At 39.5% G+C, this 20,630-nt stretch carries 16 protein-coding genes; 1 reads left to right on the forward strand and 15 read right to left on the reverse strand.

Annotated elements, in window-relative coordinates; genetic code table 11:
- Positions 1–39: 39 nt before the first annotated feature.
- The 10 genes from R2R35_RS09215 to R2R35_RS09260 form a co-directional block, all read right to left on the reverse strand.
- Entirely contained in the window at positions 40–723 is a 684-nt protein-coding gene (locus R2R35_RS09215) for an AlkZ-related protein (RefSeq protein WP_317734217.1), read from the reverse strand.
- A gap of 278 nt (positions 724–1,001) precedes the next feature.
- Complete coding sequence (locus R2R35_RS09220; RefSeq protein WP_317734219.1) at positions 1,002–1,646, reverse strand: hypothetical protein; 645 nt, start codon at positions 1,644–1,646, stop codon at positions 1,002–1,004.
- Entirely contained in the window at positions 1,594–2,856 is a 1,263-nt protein-coding gene (locus tag R2R35_RS09225) for an ABC transporter permease (RefSeq protein ID WP_317734221.1), read from the reverse strand. Before R2R35_RS09225 ends, R2R35_RS09220 begins: the two co-directional genes overlap by 53 nt.
- On the reverse strand, positions 2,847–3,737 hold the full coding sequence (locus R2R35_RS09230; protein ID WP_317734222.1) for an ABC transporter ATP-binding protein: 891 nt from the start codon (positions 3,735–3,737) through the stop codon (positions 2,847–2,849). The genes R2R35_RS09225 and R2R35_RS09230 overlap by 10 nt, the downstream gene beginning before the upstream one ends.
- A 155-nt stretch (positions 3,738–3,892) precedes the next feature.
- Positions 3,893–5,077, reverse strand: coding sequence for a HAMP domain-containing sensor histidine kinase (locus R2R35_RS09235; protein ID WP_317734223.1), 1,185 nt, complete (start codon positions 5,075–5,077; stop codon positions 3,893–3,895).
- Positions 5,065–5,739: a response regulator transcription factor gene (locus tag R2R35_RS09240; protein ID WP_317734224.1), complete on the reverse strand. Its 675-nt coding sequence runs from the start codon at positions 5,737–5,739 to the stop codon at positions 5,065–5,067. Before R2R35_RS09240 ends, R2R35_RS09235 begins: the two co-directional genes overlap by 13 nt.
- A gap of 318 nt (positions 5,740–6,057) precedes the next feature.
- Positions 6,058–7,200, reverse strand: a complete 1,143-nt coding sequence (locus R2R35_RS09245) for a hypothetical protein (RefSeq protein ID WP_317734225.1) — start codon at positions 7,198–7,200, stop codon at positions 6,058–6,060.
- A 231-nt stretch (positions 7,201–7,431) separates the two neighbouring features.
- Complete coding sequence (locus tag R2R35_RS09250; RefSeq protein ID WP_317734227.1) at positions 7,432–7,932, reverse strand: helix-turn-helix domain-containing protein; 501 nt, start codon at positions 7,930–7,932, stop codon at positions 7,432–7,434.
- A 359-nt stretch (positions 7,933–8,291) separates the two neighbouring features.
- Positions 8,292–9,404 (reverse strand): 5-methyltetrahydropteroyltriglutamate--homocysteine S-methyltransferase, encoded by a 1,113-nt coding sequence (locus R2R35_RS09255; RefSeq protein ID WP_317734228.1) that lies wholly within the window; start codon positions 9,402–9,404, stop codon positions 8,292–8,294.
- 618 nt (positions 9,405–10,022) lie between these two features.
- Positions 10,023–10,934: a LysR family transcriptional regulator gene (locus tag R2R35_RS09260; RefSeq protein WP_317734230.1), complete on the reverse strand. Its 912-nt coding sequence runs from the start codon at positions 10,932–10,934 to the stop codon at positions 10,023–10,025.
- 354 nt (positions 10,935–11,288) lie between these two features.
- Here R2R35_RS09260 and R2R35_RS09265 point away from each other — a divergent pair, with 354 nt between their 5' ends.
- Positions 11,289–12,707, forward strand: coding sequence for a DUF512 domain-containing protein (locus R2R35_RS09265; protein WP_317734231.1), 1,419 nt, complete (start codon positions 11,289–11,291; stop codon positions 12,705–12,707).
- Positions 12,708–12,711: 4 nt separating this feature from the next.
- Here R2R35_RS09265 and R2R35_RS09270 read toward each other — a convergent pair whose 3' ends face one another.
- From R2R35_RS09270 to R2R35_RS09290, 5 genes are all read right to left on the reverse strand, one after another.
- Complete coding sequence (locus R2R35_RS09270; RefSeq protein WP_317734232.1) at positions 12,712–13,584, reverse strand: GNAT family N-acetyltransferase; 873 nt, start codon at positions 13,582–13,584, stop codon at positions 12,712–12,714.
- Between the two features lie 233 nt (positions 13,585–13,817).
- Positions 13,818–17,036 carry an ATP-binding protein gene (locus R2R35_RS09275; RefSeq protein ID WP_317734233.1) on the reverse strand — a complete coding sequence of 1,073 codons (3,219 nt, stop codon included), beginning with the start codon at positions 17,034–17,036 and terminating at the stop codon, positions 13,818–13,820.
- The gene (locus tag R2R35_RS09280; protein WP_317734234.1) at positions 16,993–17,640 is read right to left on the reverse strand and encodes a DUF4194 domain-containing protein; all 648 of its coding nucleotides are present in this window, start codon (positions 17,638–17,640) and stop codon (positions 16,993–16,995) included. Before R2R35_RS09280 ends, R2R35_RS09275 begins: the two co-directional genes overlap by 44 nt.
- A gap of 441 nt (positions 17,641–18,081) precedes the next feature.
- Complete coding sequence (locus tag R2R35_RS09285) at positions 18,082–19,485, reverse strand: Wadjet anti-phage system protein JetA family protein (RefSeq protein WP_317734235.1); 1,404 nt, start codon at positions 19,483–19,485, stop codon at positions 18,082–18,084.
- 11 nt (positions 19,486–19,496) lie between these two features.
- The gene (locus R2R35_RS09290) at positions 19,497–20,624 is read right to left on the reverse strand and encodes a tocopherol cyclase family protein (protein ID WP_317734236.1); all 1,128 of its coding nucleotides are present in this window, start codon (positions 20,622–20,624) and stop codon (positions 19,497–19,499) included.
- Positions 20,625–20,630: the final 6 nt, after the last annotated feature.

A 20,630-nucleotide genomic window follows, 5' to 3' on the forward strand; every position in this document is an offset into this window, starting at 1 on the left:
TATGTTTAATCGTATTATCCCTAATTGTTGAAATGTGATTTAACCTAATATAAATTTCCTGACTTTCTTCGGTATTGCCTCAGGATTTAAGGTTAATATCCTTTGATAGATTTTATCATAGGCAGCCTCAGCTGTAATTTCAGAAACCTTTTCCAGTACATCCTCTGAGAAAAAATCCTCTGTTAAGCAGAACACCCCTGCCGACCAGCCATATTCTTCCCCTGCTCTTGATATTTTTCTTGCCCTGCCGCACATGGTTATATAGAATTTCATCTGCAATTCAGTTACTGCAGCGTCAAATTTGCTTTTATCTTCTGATGAAAAACCTCCGTATTGCTTCAGCAGATGAATAGGCAGCTCTTTATATTCTGTGATAAGCTCATATATTTTCTTTGCAAACAGACTGATATTTCCTGCTTCATATTCCTCATAAAGATCTCTGTCACCTCTTCTGACTGCATAAAAATATGGATACCACTCTTTTGTTATAAATCCGCTTTTCTTAAAGAAGAACTTGCCATATGCTATATCCATTTCTTCACGAAGCACTCGCATTCTCCATTCCCAGGGGTCTGTAGCAATGTCCTCCGTATGCCAGATTATGTTCTCACCATAGTAATCGCAGAGAGAAAATACCCCCTCGTTATTTCCCCCTCCGACACTCATACCTGCCTTATACAGGTTGTCCTTAAATTCCTCATAATTATTTATGATATCTATCATCTTTACAGCCTCTCCCTCTAGGTTTTTCGCCTTTTGCTAATAATTTATTTCTTTATTTTACCATTTCTATAGTTTGTTTACTACTAAAAAAGATTAAAATCCGAACATATACCAATGTTATCTTCGGATCTTAATCTTAGGAATTAAATATTTTATATAGGACCGGCAAATGAGTTTGCCCATCCGCCATGAAACTTAAACTAATGTGTTACTCCTTTAATTCACAGCTTCTGCAAATCTGTTTTTATCCTGTTTCATTTTACTTTACCACAAGCTCACTATCTGAATTTCTGCCATATAACATCCCGCCAGATGACGGATAATACCAATAACCCTATTCCTCCAGCCAGCAGAAGATACTTTTCCTGATAAGAACCAGACTGCATTACAGAAAACAAATAAAAATCTCCCAGATACTTTTTTCCTGATCCGAAGTTCATTACATAATACAGAATCGGCACCATATAACCCAGAACCGGCTGATTGCTTAAGGAAAAGACGAATACACCAAGTCCGCCAAGAAACAGACTGTTTGCCATAAGTACAAAAAACATGAGGGAGAAGGTAAAATCACAGCCTCCTATTGCCATCCAACCTAAATATAATACCCCAGTTACTGCTATCAGAAGTAAGGCACTCATACTACGAAGTACATGATTCACGATCATGGATTCTTTTTTGGAGGATATGATATCTCTTATGTCCCTGTCTATGTCCGGTGTGAATATACTCATCAACATAATAATGCCAAAGAGGCTGATAAAGACTTCTACGACTTTCGCCGTCTGATTCTCATTTAGATTATCCAGTCCAATTACCAGAGGTGACAAAAGAGAGAGAAGCACCACAAGGACATAGGGAATTATTAGGTTATGCTTTAGATTTACGTAAGCTATTTTTTGATATCTTTCCATTTCTTCCATAGATTCCTTTCCTCTTACAGTCATAAAGATAAATTACCGCTAACATAAGTATAAGAGCTAATAAGGTATATAATAAGCGATTCCGAATCAACTGAGACAGATTATTCTGGAAGATCTCATAATTTCCTACGCTGTTGAAACGTGGAACAAGCTTGAATCCAAAAGCTCCAATCAGATTATTTGTACCTTCAAATAAGGTGCCAAACCACCATACTGCCTGCACCAGAATGGGCAATACCTGTTCTGTCAGTTCCCCTATTAAATATCCCAAGGCTGTGACCACCAGTATACTTGGCAAAAGCCATCCGGTACAGTATTTTAGGAACGCAAGATAATCTATCGTAATGCCAGCTGTTTTTCCTGCATAGATTGCCTGCGATAAAGGCATAAGAGACAGTAACAGCACAGGTATAAATAACATAAAACAAACAGCTGTATATCTGGCTGAAATTATCGTAATGGAGGAAATACTCTTTCCATAAAGAACATTTGCAACTTTACTATGTTTATCTTTTAGAATTCTCGCTGTGATAAAAAACACGGGAAATATACCCAGCAGAATCCCCATATAATCACAGAACAACCTGGCATAAGCCCCCGATAAACGGTCTTTATCTATCATATCATTATATTCCTTTAAGGCTTCTTCATAAGTAAGTGGTACTCTTGCATTGCTTACTATCGTATCCTTGCTGTAAGAGCTTCCTTTTCCAATTAAATCCGCCGCCTGAGCCATATAATCCAGGAAATCCTTATAGGTTATACCTTCACTTACTTTTAACTCTGCAGGAGGTTCCTTTACGAGATAGACTATACCAGTTTTCCCTTCAAAATTCATAGAGTCTCTATACTTATCCATAATTGCCTTAAACTCTTCCGCTGGTATACCCGTTAGTTTTTGTAAGAGAATCTCCATTTTTGCTGTTTTTTCCTCATCCAAGCGAACCTCTTTGTAAAATCCGATAGGATAGGTGATATAATGCCCTTCAGAATATTCCTGTATCAGACTGTCTGTAGCAGTACGCATAATATCCGACTCTTTCGTACTGTAATGATAGCCATAGCTCTCCTGCCCGGGTTCTGGTTTTATAGGAATATCCACGGACCCCATTTGAGTCAGATAAAAAAATACGATCATTGTGATATAGCCCAGGAAAAGGATACTTTTGCACCACATCCGGCACTCTTTTAGAAATAACGTTAACCACATAAGTTCTTTCCTCCTTCCTTTCCCATCAGGTAAAGGTAGGCATCTTCCACATTAGGTTCTGCCGGAAGAGCTTTCTCAAAAGGAGCTCCTCCTTCTGCCAGAAAACGTACTTCTGCTTTACTTCCTTTTGACAGAATGGCAGTTACGATATGTCTGGCCTTTAACTCCTCCAGCTCCATTCTGGAAATCTCTGCGGTATATACTTTCCCTTCTGCCATTTCTAAGAGTTCCCTTACTGTCCCCTTAAATATAAGCCTGCCTTCATCCAATACCGCAATATCTTCACAAGTTGCTTCAATATCCCCTACAATATGGGTTGAAAGTATAACAATCCTATCTTGTGCTATTTCACAAAGAAGATTCCGGAAACGTACACGTTCTTCGGGATCCAAACCTGCCGTAGGTTCATCTACGATTAATACCTTGGGATCATGAAGAATTGCCTGGGCAATCCCCAGCCTTCTGCGCATACCACCGGACATGGCTCTTACCTTTGTCCTGTGGTTGGCAGATAGATTCACCTTCTCTAGCAGTACCGGGATCTTTGCCTTTCTCTCCTCCTTTTTCATACCAGAAAGTGTTCCAAGATAATCCATAGCTTCATAAGCACTCATTCCCCCATACATGGAAAAATCCTGTGGAAGATAGCCTGTCATGCTGCGTATTTTCCTGCTTTCCTTAATGTCCGTTCCATTTACCAGTACCTGTCCAACCGTGGGTTCATGTATGGTGGCAAGTATTTTCATCAGAGTTGTTTTACCGGCACCGTTTCGTCCAAGCAGTCCAAACATTCCCTCGCTTATGGTAAAGCTGACGTCGTTTACTGCTTTCTTCTTTCCGTAGGTCTTACTGACATTTTTTAAGATAATCTCCTGACTCATAATAACCTCTCTTACCTGTATTTTGCAGGGTTTGTTTTATGCCCGGCTGCGATTCTGCCAGGAGTTATTCTTAACAATAGCTGTTAACTATTGTCAAAAAAAATCACCCCTGACCGGGATGATTTTATACTAGACTGTAAATATCTATCCTTTCACTACGCTGTAAAAAAACTTGCACAGGATATCGCCCCTCCATGGATTCCATTGGTTAAAGCAAGACTTCCTCCATGCTTCTCGCACAGGAGTTTACAGATGGTAAGCCCCAGTCCAAAATGTCCTTTTTCCGTTGTAAAATATGGTTTTTTTGCGTTCTGAAGAGCCCTTTTATCAAAGCCGGTGCCATCATCTTTTATATATAAATACAGCATTTCCTGTTCCAATTGCAGATTTATACGTATAAGATGACTGGAATATCGCAAGGCATTGCTGATAAGATTGCCGGCAACCTCCAGTATGGCACTGCTGTCACAATAAATATGGCCCTCTGCCAAGTCCTGCTCTATGGTAATATCAATCGTAATTTCCGGAGGAACCATACCGTTTACCAGCTGCTCAAGCTCCATGTATAATCCTTTTTTTGTTTGTTTTTTTCTCTTTAGTTCCAGTTCTTCAAAGGTATTTATTTCTTTCATGGTATCTGCAAACTGTTCCAGCCTGTCTGCCTGTGCATCTATTAAAGCTAAAGTATCCAACAGCTTTTCTTCTGTTATCACACCGTTTGGATGGAACCTGCGCAGGATTTCCGTATGACCTTTCATAACCGTAAGTGGCGTCCTGATATCATGTGCAAAAGCAGCATTTAACTCCCTTTGGTCCTGTACCAGCCTCCAGATGCTCTTCTGATTGTCGATCAGGCGAAGACGCATCTGATTAAATGCCTGACAGATTTCACCCATTTCATCCTTGCTTTGATAACTGCAATCCAGACTGAAATCATTTCGTCCCACTGCTTCCATCTCTTTCTTTAATATCGCAAGGGGTTCCATAAGTTTATTCTTATAATACATATGGCTGACCAGGTATATGGCTATACTGGCATAGACAAAGACGGAAAAGGTCTCTATCAGATTAAATAAGAGCAATTTCTGATTAACTGCTGTTGAAATCTTAGAAGCATCTATGGTATAACTCTTATCGTCCCTATAGATAATTGCATACTCCTTAATCCCTTCCGCAGATAAAATCACATTTTTCCAGCCCTCGCAGAACAGATATGTTGCCAGATAACAGAGTCCGCAGGAAATGATTGCAATTATAATATAAAACCCCAGTGACTTCTTTAGATTGGCATTCTGAAGATAATTTTTTATTTTTTTTATGAGTTCTTCTATATAATCCATCGGTAGCCGACTCCCCATACGGTCTCAATTATATCCGTCTTACAATACTGTCCCAGTTTTGTTCTTATCCTTCTTATATGTTCTGTAATTATACTGCTGCTGCCCTCCTTGTCAAAACCCCAGAGTTTTTCATAGATACTTTCCTTATCGTATATACGGCCTTTGTGAAGGCTTAATATCTCTAAAATATCAAATTCTGTCTTTGTCAGCAGGATTTCCGCTTCTCCCCAGTATACCTTTCTGGTGTCATATTCAATCAGCAATTCCCCGGCTACCCTGATCTTACCGGTTCCCTTGCTTCTTCCTTCTCTACGCAAATGAGCTACCACTCTGGCATGGAGTTCCTCCAGGCTAAAGGGTTTTGTTATATAATCATCCCCTCCAAGCAGCAGTCCGTTGATTCTGTCCTGCTCCGTCACTTTCGCTGTGAGAAATAAAATGGGTGCGTTGATATGACTCCTGATTTTCTGACAGAGGGTAAGTCCATCCATGTCGGGAAGATTGATATCCAGCAGTATGATATCGGGAGCTGCCGAGATTTTCTCTAGTGCTGCTCCACCACAATCTGCCGTATATACCAGATATCCCGTTAATTCAAAATAAGACTTTAACATTTCCAGGATATCTTCTTCATCATCTACAATCAATATTTTATAAGCCATAATCTATTCCTTTTTTAAAATTTTATCATTTTTCTCCAATGATATAATACCGGAAAATTCTCTATAAATTCTCTACTTTTATTTCTAAGGTCCTAAAGCATTTATTTTTTCAGCACTTTCTATCATTACTTTTCTCAATAGCTTTGAATGGAATGCACTCCAGAAGACCACACAGTTCTCTTGGAATGCTAACACCCAATGAAAAGGAGGAACTCTTCTGGAATCAAGCTTAGTAACTGTTTCCAGAAAGTTTTTTCTAATAATCGTGTCTACTTACTTGACTATAGTTCACTTAATTCTCGTTCACTTAACTCTCTGTTATTTATAATAACCACGAATTTCTCTTCCTTTGTCTTCCTTTAATTGTACCACTACAGGGCCATTCAGTACCAGTTGATTTTTACTCTCTGCTGCCGTTATCACTATAAAATGCGTACATAATATAAATTGTTCAGATTTTATCATATTCATTGGATCATACCCTGAAATCCATCCTTCTATTTTGTATTCCTTTCTATTTTCCTGAAAGAATGCTTTTATCTGTTCTTTTTGACGCTCTTTATACTCTTCTATCAGTTTTCTAACTTCATTGGTGCAGACCTCTGTTGTAATTATTGTACTCATGCCACATTCTACTGCTGCCAGCTCCCAGAAGGTATCTGTTGTTTCTCCAATTCCCGGAATCAATGGTATTCTGGCTTGTGACAATACCAATAAAAGAACTGCTCCTGTCACATAAGAAATTCTTCTTATATCCAGCTGCTTTATGGAGCACTCTTCTAATACTGTTAAAAAGTCTTCAAGCCTCTGTAAATATAATCTTTCTTCCCCCATCTCTTTCAATGCAAGAAGAGAGACATATTCTGCTGCTCCCTCAAGAGTCTCAACCCGGTATTCCTGAAAGATATCATCACCTATCAGTTCTTCCCTGAGCCTTCTGCATGCCTTAAAATATGTCAGCAAATTCATTCTTGTATTTATGTCCTGCGTTTTCATCGCAGCAGCCAGAAGCCGGTTTTCATATAGCTTCACCCTTAGATTTCGCTCCTCCCTGGGGTAAGAAAGCAGCTTAAAATCATCAGGATACCGTCTTTCTCCCATCTCCTCCTGATAACAATGAAACATCTCATGGACAACCCCGGCGGCTATAGGTACTGCCAAAGTTCTTAGCTGCTTTCTCAGGTTTAAATCAAGATTATCTGCTATGGGACCATGGAAAGATACTAATTTCTCAAACTCCCTTCCCTCCGCTTCTGTTATCTCCCAGATGGCAAGCAGTTCATTTCTAAAGTGAATGCAGGTATTTGCACAGAACTCTGGTTGATAAGGAATTTCCTCCTTTTTCAGCCAGATTGTTTCACCGTTATATAGTGCAAAGGGATAGGGGTGAAATCCTTTCCACAAAATATTAAAATCTATGCATTTTATTATATCCTCCACTTCTTCATACAACTGTCTCATTTATAATGCCCTCCCTTTTCTCTCCTTTTTTTGGAATCAATAGAATTTACCTAAAGCTATAAAATCATTAAATTCTTTCTTGTTCCAGTTAATTAAATTATAAAAAGAAAAAAGAGGCTCTTCAATTTGAAAATCTCCCGGTTTTTCATAGGATGTATCTGAAAACTGCTTATGCCGGACTGGAGGTTCCACTTTGTGGGAGGCCGTTTGCAAAAAAGCAAGGCACACACATTATTGTCTGTTGCTTTTTAATATCTCCAGAAGCTTCAGTACGTTATCTGCATCACCTGATAAGATAATCCTTGCTGTTTCTTTCTTTGCATCATATCGGTAGGAACAGGTTACCTGCCTGTCTTCTTCTGTATTGATTTCAAGGAGCAGCTTCTCGCAGAGTCGTTTACCTTCCTGTGCCTCTCTTACTTTCATATCATAGATGGTACACAGTGAATCCTCATTTTTTCTATCCGCTTCCAGGAACCGAGCAACAATTCCTTCTGCTTTACCAATAGCTGCCTGTTTTACATAGTCCTCCGTAAAGAATTCACTTAACTCCTCCTCTGTAAAACACCAGGCTCCTCCTTCCAGCTTCCCCTTTAAAAGTCCCCTGCGAATGTAATTACGTATGGTTCTGTCAGAAAGCATAGTCATCTCCGCTACTTCATATATATTATAAGTCTTCGTCCCCTGCTTCTTCATAGCTGGGCATTCTTCCTGCTTTTGTTTTTTCTCCATCCTTGTACCCCTTTTAATGTAGCCGTTATTTTACCTTGAAATATATATCTCATACTAACGGAACTATATTGGAAATACAAATATAATTTTAAATAATAGATACTAAAAAGGTTACTGTAAGCTGATTTTTTTAATCCGCTCACAATAACCCGTATGTTTTACCAGTTATATATTTACTTGGTTTAATCTCCTCTTCCAGAGCTGATAATTGATGTTACTCCCTATTTGGAAGGCCTCCTGACTCCAGGATGTATTGCTGAATTAGAGGAATCTTCACCCAATGTTTCTCTTTCCGATATATGAATTTTTACTTAACCCCATACCGGCATGAGTAAGATTGGCGATACAGGGGAATTATCCTATCCCCACACCTCCCTTGCAATTTCCCCAACTAATTTCAATTTAGCCCACTGCTCTTCTTCCGTTATTTTATTCCCTTCTTCTGTGGAAGCAAATCCACACTGAGGACTCAGGCATAAGCGTTCTATGGGAACATACTTCTCTGCCTCTCTGATTCGTTTAATAATATCCTCTTTCTTCTCCAATACCGGAGATTTTGTCGTAATCAGCCCCAGTACAACCGTTTTATCCTCACTGACATACTGAAGTGGTGCAAAATCCCCGGAACGCTCATCATCAAATTCCAGATAAAAGCCGGTTACATTTTCTTTTGCAAAAAGGTCTTTTGCCACTCTGTCATATCCCCCCTGGCAAGCCCAGGTGGAATGGAAATTACCGCGGCAAATATGGGTGTTAATCACAAGGTCTTCCGGTTTATCTTCTATGGCTAGGTTATTGATACGGATTAATTTATCAATAAACTGCTGTAATCCCGCCTCATCCGTGCCTAAAATAAAGCTGGCATTGGGATCCACGCATACTCCCCAGGTGCAGTCATCAAACTGAATATTTCTGCAGCCTGCTTCATACAGCTCTCTGATTACCTTTTTATAGCCTGCTGCAATATCCTGAAGCAGGTCTTCTTCCTTGGGATAAATAGCTTTGGTACTATCAATATTCCCCCGAATAATCATCTGGAAGAGAAACTGTGCCGGTGACGGTATTGTCTGCCGGGCTACCGTATTCTCATCTTCAAAGAGCTTCACGAATTTAAAGTGCTCTACAAAGGGATGATTATCTACGGATATCTTTCCGGTAAGGAAAGTATCATCGATTAAAGCTGGTTCTCCATGAAAAGGAATACCCTCTTTGGTCTTTTCATGCCCTACACCGTTAAATGCCCACATAAAATCCAAGTGCCAGGAACTTCTTCGAAATTCACCGTCAGTTATAACGGGAAGGCCAATCTCCTTCTGCTTCTCGATTAATGCCTTGATAGCCTTATCCTCCACTGCTTTCAATGCCTCACTGTCTATCTTTCCTTTTACATACTCACTTCTTGCCTGTTTCAAATCCTCAGGTCTTAAAAAACTTCCTACAATATCAAATTTAAAAGGTGCATTCTTTCCCATACTATTCTCCTTCTTTTTTATTACATAGTCACTTGGCTGAGTGTATATAATTGGATTTACTTTTCCCCTCTTCCGGATATCAAACGCTTAATTGTCTTAAATATAAAGTTTTAAGTTTAAGGCCTGTATTTTTAACTGGTCTTATACTTGGTGCTTATCCTGGTTCTTATTCCTGGCACTTATTCCTGGCACTTATTCCTGGCACTTATTCCTGGCCTTATTCCTGGCACTTATTCCTCCTGGTTCTTATTCCTGGTTCTTATTCCTGGTTCTTATTCCTGGTGCTTATGTCTGGTTCTTATACATTAAATATCAGGAGCACTATATACCCCTATAGGATATAAAAATAAAATAATTTATATAGGAACTTCTCTTGAATAGTAGTATAAAATACTTTCTCTTTATTGAAAAATACAAAAAAAAGTAGGTTTGATATAGCTTTTAACTATACCAAACCTACTCTTTCTCAGAAATGTTTAAATCTCAGCAATATAGTTCGTATTGCTTCCTCTGTTAATTCTATAAAAACCCAGGGCAATTACCCGTAACTTTAATCTGTCTCTTTTTTAATAGTATCTTTTTACAATATCTTTTAACAATATCTTTTTACTGTATTTTTTAATCTGTATAATCTATTACGTGTTTTTTTAATGCTTCCATATAAGCTTTACCATATCTGCTATGGGGCATATTCTTCTGTCTGATGGTGCCCACCCTCATATACTCCTCTACGAGAAGTGGTCTGGCAATGATATTCTCTCCATTTAGCTCCTTACTGATGACACCGGTGCTTACAGTATAACCGTTTAACCCGATGGCTAAATTAAAGAGGGTTGCCCTGTCCCTGACCTTAATATTCTTATTCCGGTCAATGGTACTTAGTATCTCTTCTGAAAAATAAAAGGAATTATACTCTCCCTGTTCAAAGGACAGATAGGGATACCCCTCAAGCTCATCTAGGGAAATACCCTCTCTCTCTGACAGAGGATGCCTGGAGCTTATGAATACATGAGGTTTTGCCACAAAAAGCTCCTCAAATTCCAGATTATTCTGCTTGATAAGCTTCATAATCACTTCTTCATTTTTGGAGGATGTATAAAGGATACCGATTTCACTTTTCAGTTTACTGACATCTTCAATAATCTCATAGGTCTGGGTTTCTCTAAGCGTAAAATCATACTGGTTTCCGCCGAATTCACGAATCACATCCACAAAAGCATTTACAGCAAAGGAATAATGCTGGGCAGAGACAGAAAATCTTGGGCTTTGCTTTTTTACATTCAAAAATTTCTCTTCCAGTAAGTTTGCCTGCTCCAGTACCTGTCTGGCATAAGAAAGAAATTCGTCTCCTGCATTGGAAACAATTATCCCTTTATTGGTTCGATTAAAGATCGTTATCTGCATTTCATTTTCCAACTCTTTTATGGCACTGGTAAGGCTGGGCTGAGAGATAAATAATTCTTTTGCAGCATCGCTTATCGTCCCCTTTTCCGCAACTGTTACCACATATCTTAATTGCTGTAATGTCATTTATACCACTTCTCCTTTGGGATATACTTCTGTTATGTAAAATAAACCTTAGCTATTCCTGTCCAAGTATAAAGTGCCTAAAGTTAAGGAATTACTTTCTATCTGTTGAATATACATTTTCACAGCACTTTTTATAGCAAGTGCTGGATAAAAATCTACTTCAACCTATCTGTTTCTGATAGGACAGCTCAAAAAATCTGAATTATCAACCAGAAAAGCTCTTACTACTTATCATAACCATCCTGCCGCTTACATGCAATAACAATTTACCGCCATTTACAATTAAATAGGATGTGTGTATAATAAGTGATGCTGGTAACTTATAATAGCTTTGTTTTAGAAAGAGGTTACAAAATGAAAAAGAACCCAAAAGGTCATTTAATAAAAACTGTTGCACCGGATTCTATCGGTGAAGAAATGGGAATTGAACCCGGTGATTACCTGGTTGCCATAAATAATGAAGAAATCGACGATGTCTTTGATTATCAGTATCTCATCAAAGACGAATATATTGAGATTCTTATCCGTAAAAGTTCTGGAGAGGAATGGATATTGGAGATTGATAAGGATTATGAAGAGGATTTAGGTATAGACTTTGACAATGGTCTGATGAGTGATTACCGTTCCTGTCATAATAAATGTATCTTCTGTTTTATCGACCAGATGCCGGAAGGAATGCGTGATACCCTTTATTTTAAGGATGATGACTCAAGATTATCTTTTCTTCAAGGTAATTATATAACCCTGACAAATATGTCCGAAAAAGATATAAATCGAATCATTCGTTTTAATCTGGCACCAATTAACATATCCGTCCAGACGACCAACCCGGAACTGCGTTGTAAGATGCTTAACAACCGCTTTGCCGGACGTGCTCTTGAAAATCTCGACAAACTATATGAGGGCTGTATTGAAATGAACGGCCAGATTGTGCTGTGCAAGAATGTCAATGATGGTGCTGAATTAGAAAGATCCATTCAGGATCTCTCCAAATACCTGCCCTTTATGAGAAGTGTTTCTATCGTTCCCGCAGGGGTTACCAAATTCCGCAGTAAACTGGAGCCACTTGAGGTCTTTACGAAGGAAGAGGCCGGTGCTGTTATTGATCTGATTGAGAGCTATCAGCAGGGCTTTTACGATAATTTTGGCCTCCATTTTATACATGCCAGTGATGAATTTTATATTACTGCTGAACGGGAATTTCCTGAGGAGGAACGTTATGACGGTTATATCCAGCTGGAAAATGGCGTAGGTATGATGAGATTGTTCATGAATGAATTTAAAGAAGCCTTAAAGAACACCACTGCTTCAAAAGACTATCCGCACCGGAAAGAGGCGGTTCAACGGAATATTACCATAGCTACCGGAAAGCTGGCCTTCCGTACTATCCTTTCCTTTTCCGAAGCCATCATGGAATTATTTCCAAAAATTAAGATAAGGGTGGTCTGCATCCGTAATGATTTCTTCGGGGAGACGATTACCGTTGCCGGATTAATTACAGGACAAGATCTTATAAAGCAATTAAAAGAACTAAAGGATAAGGGAACTGACTTAGGTGACAGCCTCCTTATCCCCTCCAGTATGTTAAGAACCGGTGAAAATGTATTCCTGGACGATGTAACTACAGTAGACGTGGAAAACAAACTGGATATCGAGCTTGTACCCATAGAGTCCGGAGGACAGGAATTTGTGAATGCCATCTTAAGCAAAGATTACCGCATGAACAGGAACAATGAAAACTTTGTTTATGTGAAAGCTTACGAAGATAAATAAGCCATCAGGCATGGGAGAGAGTGGGGAAGCGTAAACCCGCTTCTTCAAATTCCTCCCAGCCATTTCCTAAGACAAAGAGTGTCGTGTCCTCTTCCAGAAGCAATTCCTTGTCATAATTTTCCTTATCCTCCGGCACAAATCCTAGACTTACTTTCTTATTCCCATTTCCAAAAGCAGCTACAATTGCCATTACATCAACCTCTCCGACCCCAAAGATTTCATGAAGAATCAGATTTCCCTCCTCCTCTTCTGCCAACACATAGGCCTGCTGCTCTTCTACATAATAAACGGTATTTTTCATAAAAGAGGACAGATAGAACATATATAACCCCAGATTATTCATTGCCATCTGACCGCTGGGCCTGCTGGTAGCTATGATCTTTTCCATTTCCTTTAAAGCTTTTTTATCAGAAAGAGGAAACGGGCTTACACTACTGCTTCCGGTGAAGGAAAGCTTCCTGCTGTAATGATATTCATTGGCTTTACGAAAACCAAATTGCGGGTAATAATCCAGAACACTATCATTTGCAAATAGATAGATACCATCACATTTATCCTTGTAATCTTCTATGACCTTCTTCAACAAATAGCCATTCAATCCCAGACCACGATAGTCCTTGTCCGACATAACCGTACCAAGCTGTATATATTTCTTTCTGCTGCCTCTCTGGTTAAATTCCATCAGGTTAACAGATACATTTGAGACAATCTTGTCGTCGTCTTTCATGGAGTAGGGTATATATTTTTTTGTCCAGTAGCCAAGCTTATACCAATCCTCAAATTGAATGCCAAAGGTATTTACGGCGAGCTTGTTAAAGCTCCCTCGAAGTATATTGTTTTCTTTATAATCTGCTACAAAATCATAGTGTTGGTTCATATTCTTACCTTTCTCCCTCAAACAAATGCAAGCACCTATGCTTCTATCGTTATCACTTTTACTTGCTGTTAGTATTAGCTTCTATATTAAACTCTTAATAGTTATAGAACAGAATAACATCATAGTAACGAACAAATAGTAAAAATACCACCTTATACTCTTTTAAAATTATTTATGCTATCAGTGGAGTGCTACTGGTTTAATATTATGCAGCATTGAGATTTAACCACTCTTTATAATTCATATTCCTCAATGATACTTCTGGTTCCCACACGTATTGCTGTGAGTATGGTAGTTACCTTCTCACCGATAACTTCAATCTTAGCCGGGGGGGTAGCCAGAATCACTTGTATATCCAAACTGCTAAAGAACTCCATCATGGATGCAATACGTTCATCATCCATTTTATCAAAGGCTTCATCTAACAGCATGATACGAATGGTATTACCAAAACGATACAGCTGATCAAAGGAGGCCGCAATTGCTACATAATAAGGAACCTGGGTTTCACTGCCGCTTTTCTCACCATAGATAGCAGAGAACTTCTGTACCGTACCGCTTTTCTTATGTATCTCAATATCATAGTCCAGATAGGAACGATAATCCGTATATTCCTCGATTACCTTCTCGCCTTTATCATCTTTGGTTATTAGCTTGGCAAAAAGCTCTGCCATCTCTTCTTTGTACTCTTCTTCAAAAGCCTTTGTCCAGAGATTATATCCCTCCATATTTTTTTCAGAGGTGATCATACGGTACAGACTTTCTTTCTTTTTATCATAGGTTATGACAAAACGGTAGCTGTCCTCACCATAATAGATGTTTTCCAGCGCTTTGTTAAGGTTCTTGAATTCATTTCTGGCATTTTCGATATTTTCACGCATCCTTGCCAGGAAGTCGCTGCGAAATACTTCTTCGCAATCGCTTTTCACACGCCTCAGCTGCTCTTCAAAGCGAATCAGTTCCACCGTTTCCAACTGGCGTTTGGCATCAATATAATCCCTTATTCCTTCCATGCCGCGCAGCAAATCCTGATCGAACCTGTGATTGAATTCCTCCTGCAATTCCTTCAGTCCCTTGTTCCCGTTAAGAAGTTCATCTTTGTCTTTTAACAGTATACTCTTACGGTATTGGCACCTTTCCTGTATTGCTTTAGCCGTTCTGCTTTTTCTGTTCAAATGAAACTGTTCTTTTGCCGCTTCCATGGAGGCACCGTCTAAGTCCGCCTTTTCCTCCAGCAAATTATGCTGGGTTTTATAGAATTGCTGCTTTAATAAGAGTTCACTGCTCTTTTGCTCTGTACGGTTTTTTAATCTGCCGTTCTCTCGTTCAAGACCTGTTTTACTCGCATTCAGCTTTGCTTTCTCTATTGTGACTGTTTCAATCTGCTCCATCAATTCAATCAGTGTAGGGTCTTTTCTGGCTGCTTCCAGCTCTGTTTTAAGAACACCTGACTGCTGCTCGTATTTGCGAAGCAGCAAAGGTGCTTCCAGATAGGTATTCAGCAGGTCAATATTGACCTTTTTTTCTGCTTCCAAAACTTCTGCAAGCTTCGTGATCTCAGCTTTTAAGGTTTTCCGTTCACCTGATTTTTCAGAAAGCTCCGTTCTGGTATTTTCAATCTGTACACGGTAAGCATTTTGTCCGATATACGGATTCTTATAGCTTTCCTTGTCCAGATTTCTGATTACATATCCCTGATAGAGGAAACCTTCCGGTGTCATGGCAATCTTATGCTTTTCAAGCTCTGCCCTGTCCTGGCATCGGGTTACACGGCCCAGCAGATAGTTGATATAAGCCTTGGCATAGCTGTTCTCACTATGAACCACATAAGCCAGAGAGGAGAGGTCAGCACTGCTTTTCAACTCGATTTTTCTGGTATTTATAATTCCGGCTGTATGAATCTTTGCCATCTTCTTATGATATACATCCAGAGCAATATGATAGTATTCCGGCTCAACAATCAGATAGAACTTCTGCGTGTTCAGATAACCTTCAACAGCATTCTGCCACAGGGAATCTGTAACCTCAAGCAAGTCCGACAGGATATGTACGGGGCTGTTAATTCCCCTTGTTTTAAATTCTTTCTCTATTTCTTTCTTCAGTTCACTGGTATGGACAGGATAGGAGAGCTTTCTGTTCTCCAGTTCCTTCAATCTGTTCTGAAGTCCCTCTATCTGCCTGTCAAGTTCCTTCTTACGTGCCTTCAGTTCGCCATGGCTCTCTGCAATCCGATTCATATGGCTGTTAAGCTCCGTCTGCAGTTTTCCTGTTATTTCTATTTTCTTTGCTGCCTCAACGGGTTCAGTGAGCAACTCCAGTTCTTCCTTTGACAATATCCTGATGTCATAACCGGCTAATATATTGATAAGACTACGCAGTCCAAGAACTGCCTCAAGGAGTTTCTCCTTCATCTTGTATGCTTCTTTGATATTACGGTTTATTTCTTCTAGCCTTGCATTGGCACCTTCCACCAGCTTGCTGGCTTCATTTTGTCGCATTGCGACATTTAAGTCTATGAGCCTCTTATCAACTCTTGCTATTTCTTCTTCTAATTTTCCCGTTTCTTTTTCATTGGACTCCAGATACTGCTTGTCTTTGTCTGTCTCTTCTGTCAGCTTATCAATCTCTTCTTTCAGATTCTCAACTTCTGCAAAAACAAGCAGCAATTCATTCACGGCTATCTCTTTGTCCTTTTTTCTGATTCCATCATATTTGGAAATAATTTTCCCTAACTGCTCTAACTTGGCTGCTGATTTCTCCATCAGCTCTTCCAGTTCAGACAGGGTCTCTATATTAACCCTGAGACTGCCTACGTCAATACGCTCCTCCGGTAATACAAACTTGTTGATAAAGTCCTTTACATTGTCCATGGGCTTAAAGGCCAGGGATTTGGGGATGATATCAAAGAAACGATCCTCCAGATTTCCCATCCTTCTCTTAAAACGTTCTCTGGCGGCATTTTTCTGTTCTATAAAGCGTACTTTTCTATCCCCTGCAAAGAACTCTTCCGGAAGCGAGGGTTTCGTTCCGCTTAGAAAACTAAGCTCTTCCAGTCTTCCCTCTTCCATATACCATCTGGTGGTTACCGGACTAAGTTCATCGGCTGAGGTCATATGTACACCAAGGACAAAATACTTATCCGTTTTCTCCTCATAAAATTCCAGGGCTACATTTCCGATAACCACGTTCTTACGCAGGTACGTCTCGCCCACGTTACCGACTTTACATCTGACATAACCTCTTAAGTCTCTGCTGCCTTTCTCATTGGCAGCAGTATTGAATCTTCTCGTATTAGTGGTCAAAACTAACTGTATGGCATCTAAGACCGTGGATTTACCTGCGGTATTTTCACCGCTGATTAAGGTGGATCCATATATGCTGACGGTTTCATTCTCAAAATAATGCCAATTAATCAGCCGAATCCTCGTCAGTAATTTCTTCTGTTTCTCCATCCTCTTCTCCTCCGGTATCACTGTAACTGGCTAATCTCTCTTTCATCTGATCGTAGTAAGCACTGACATCCTCCATCTGTACAGCCATAACAATGGAGGGATAAATGATAATCCTTGTATCTGCCTGGGCTATATCACTTTCTAAATTCAGCACCAGGTTGTACTTACGAAATGCCGTTATAATAGTTCGTTCCATGGATTTATCCATTACGGGTTTGCTCTTTATCTTAAGCATGGCATACTTTTCACGGATTTCTTCCATCAGTACCGTTACTTCCTCGGAAAAGGTTCCAAGCTCCCTGCGTTTCTCCAGATAGAGCAATCGCAAAAGCAAGAGCATAATACTCTCATACTTGTTAAGGGACAGTCGCCCTGCTCCGAACTGGTTCACAAGGCCGATGACTCCCTGATCTTCATTTATTTTAAGCTGATAACCCAATAATTCAAAATACGGTATAAAAAGTTCTCTGTTCTGATACACGAACATATAGTCTTTTTTGGTGCTTTCCTTCTTTTTTACCAGAAAACACTGGTTAAGAAGCCTGTTAGCTGCTAACCGGAACCGTTCCTTTTGAACAATGGATTCTTCGAAGATATTAAACATACCTTTTCCTTACCTCTTCCTATGTATCTCTTTTCTATATCAATATAAAATTACCTATTATTCTCCTTATCCAGTTAAAAACATGAACCTATATGATTTTATAGCTGGAAGCAGCAACCCTTTTCAATTTCAATTTGATGTAAGCTTCTGCTCTATTACCGAATCTGTGACCCATTACTTGTTATAGCTATTGATAATACTATTAGTAATTACTGTCACTTGCAGGTAATATAGATCTGTTGATTTTAACGTCCTGTAACATAATAAATTCTGCTCCTTTCAATAAATAAGTTAAATTCTATCTCTATCCTTTGATTTAAAGCCGCCATAAGGATACCAGACAATTGCTAAAAAAGAAAAAACGCGACCTGGAATAAACCCATAAGCTTTTTCTGGATTCTATAAAAGCTGTCTTCTAGTGAAAGACTGACTTTTCATCAATCATACTTTAACAATCTTAAAATCATGAAAATGGAAGCCATTTTTTTGCACAGCAAGATTCAACCGTTCCACCCGATAACAGTTGGACCGGTTATTCCCATACAGGCTGATATATATAATTCTTATCATATCCCTCTTGTTCTCCAGAGGCAGCGCAGAAGCTTTCATACTACCTTGTTCTGTTAGAAGTTCACTGACATATGAATCAATGTTATTTCTTGAAAAACGATTTCTATTTTTTTCTTTAAGTGCTTCCTTATACAGCTCCCGTTCTTCCTCCGTCAGTATCTCACCTTCCTCCAGGTCTTCAACGATGCCTAACTTCTTTGTTACTGACACTGCCCGCAAAGATTCATCATCAATAAAATTCTGGGGATATATCTGAAAGAGTTTTAAGAGATCACCATTGGACTCCTCATAGAGATTCTGATTCTCTGCAGCATTCAGTTCCTGAACCAGATGGTCCAGAATTCTAAGTATCTTTCCCTCCATGTTGTTTCCCGTGGACAAAAGGAATTTGGCTCGCATTACTGCATTTTTTAAGTATCTGGTGTGCTTTCTGTCAATCTCTTCAATTATCTCATCCAACCGGTAGAATACACTTTTAACATCCAGGATTAAGGATAACACCAGGTCATAGGCCTCTTCTCTGTCCGTTATCTGCTCAATCTCCCTATAGCCCGAAACTGCTCCCTCCATAATATCCTGGTTTGAGAGTATTTCCTCCAGTTTACTGATAATGGCACTGCGGAAATATGAAATATTTTCACTGGTCTTCATTCTAAGATATGCTTTTGAGCCAATGTTCTTATGATAGTCAAAAAAATGCTCCAGCACCTGTGCCGCCCCCATTTCACTGGTCTGGCGTTCCATATGCCGCTTAATACTGGCATTTAATTTCTTTAGTTCTGAAATCAGTCGTTCAGTATTCTCACTTACTCCCTTAAGTATTAGCTCATAAGGTCTTGCATACAGTTCCTGATTCTGAAGAGCCGCATGTATCTGGGAGATAATTCCCTGGTACTCGGTTTCTTCTTCTTTCATAATCCGTTGAAAGCTTTCGATTACCGGAACGGTATACTCAAACAATATGACATTAATCTGATGATTATCCCCCTGCTCATATTCGATCCAGCCGGTATCCCTCAGGGTCTTGATTACACCATTGGCTTTTGCTCTGGCATCGAAAAGCACCGTATCCTCATCTTCTAGTACCATCACATGGTCATCGTATTCAAAATATCCTTCTAAAGCAGATACCAGGATTTCTCTGCTGATACCATAGGATATTTCTGCCTTAAACGTATTAAATATCAGTTGTATGCAGTCCGCATACTCCCTTTTGTACTTTCCCGTAAGCGGTTTAAAAAAATCTTCTGGAAGGCACTCAAACAGATTTTTCATATAGTTGTTCCTTACTTGTCATATTCCCCGTATTCACAGCCGGTATGCTTCATCTCTATTTCATCAATGAGTATCCTTCTGCCGTTATATTTTTCATAAAGTTTGATTCTGCCATATCCGGTACCGCCGTTCCATAACTGGTTATGCAGTTTCTTTCCATTAGGAGCTTCATAATTAATCAACAGCATCTCTTCTTTCGGACATTTCAGTACCAGTTCCAGTTCGGAATCTTTATTTACTGCCTTAACTCTCCAGGTATTGATACTTTCACCTTCCTCAAATTTGTAAACGGTCTTAGCTCCTGTCCAGAACCTTGAGAAATTATAGTCATACATTTTTCCTTCATAATAGAAGCCACCAAGAAGTTTTCTTTCCATGGGAATTCCAAATACCTTAGGTCTTCCTCCACCAAATTCCACGGCAGAATTCGTAAGTGTCCTGCCGGATATTCGGCTCTTTAGATCGCAGCTGCTAATCCATAACCAGGGTGATGTAAAGTCCTGTCCCCAGTTCTTATCTGCATAACCAAAGGATCTCTCCGGTATTACATCGTAGATTTCACCATCTAAGATAACTTCACCGCTATATTCTGTTTTGATTCCTTCCGCATGCCAGAACATCTCAAAGGCATTCAGCTCTCTAGAGATTCTGGAGGCCCCATAGCCTACATGATAAGATATCTTTTTATTTATGGACAGATCCCATTCCATGGTTCCGGCATCACACATATATTCGGGATGGGCTTTTGCTTCTTCTTCGGTAACCTTGCATTTGCCATCCATTCTGGTTTCGGTTAGAAGACAATTACCGATTCTTATATTCAGGAACGTTTCAGAAGAGGTAAATTCAGAAATTGGATAGAAATTATGAATCTGCTTTGCACCTGTTCCCCAAACGCCTGCTTTTATCAACGCATAGGAGGGTCTTCTGTTAACAGCCCTGTTCCTTGGCAGCTGTCCTAATATAGGCGTATTTCTGCTCAGTGCCGGGTTACAGACATAATATTCAATAAAGAAGGTCTTTTCCTCCCCTGTTTTCCTGCTGTAACCGGTAAAATTATGCCACCACCAGTCATATCCCTGAGTTGCCAGAGGCCCCTTTAACATATAGAGATTCCTGCGTAAGTCTGATTTGTTCATTACTTC

This window comes from Anaerocolumna sp. AGMB13020 (assembly GCF_033100115.1).
In the GTDB taxonomy this organism is placed as follows: domain Bacteria; phylum Bacillota; class Clostridia; order Lachnospirales; family Lachnospiraceae; genus Anaerocolumna.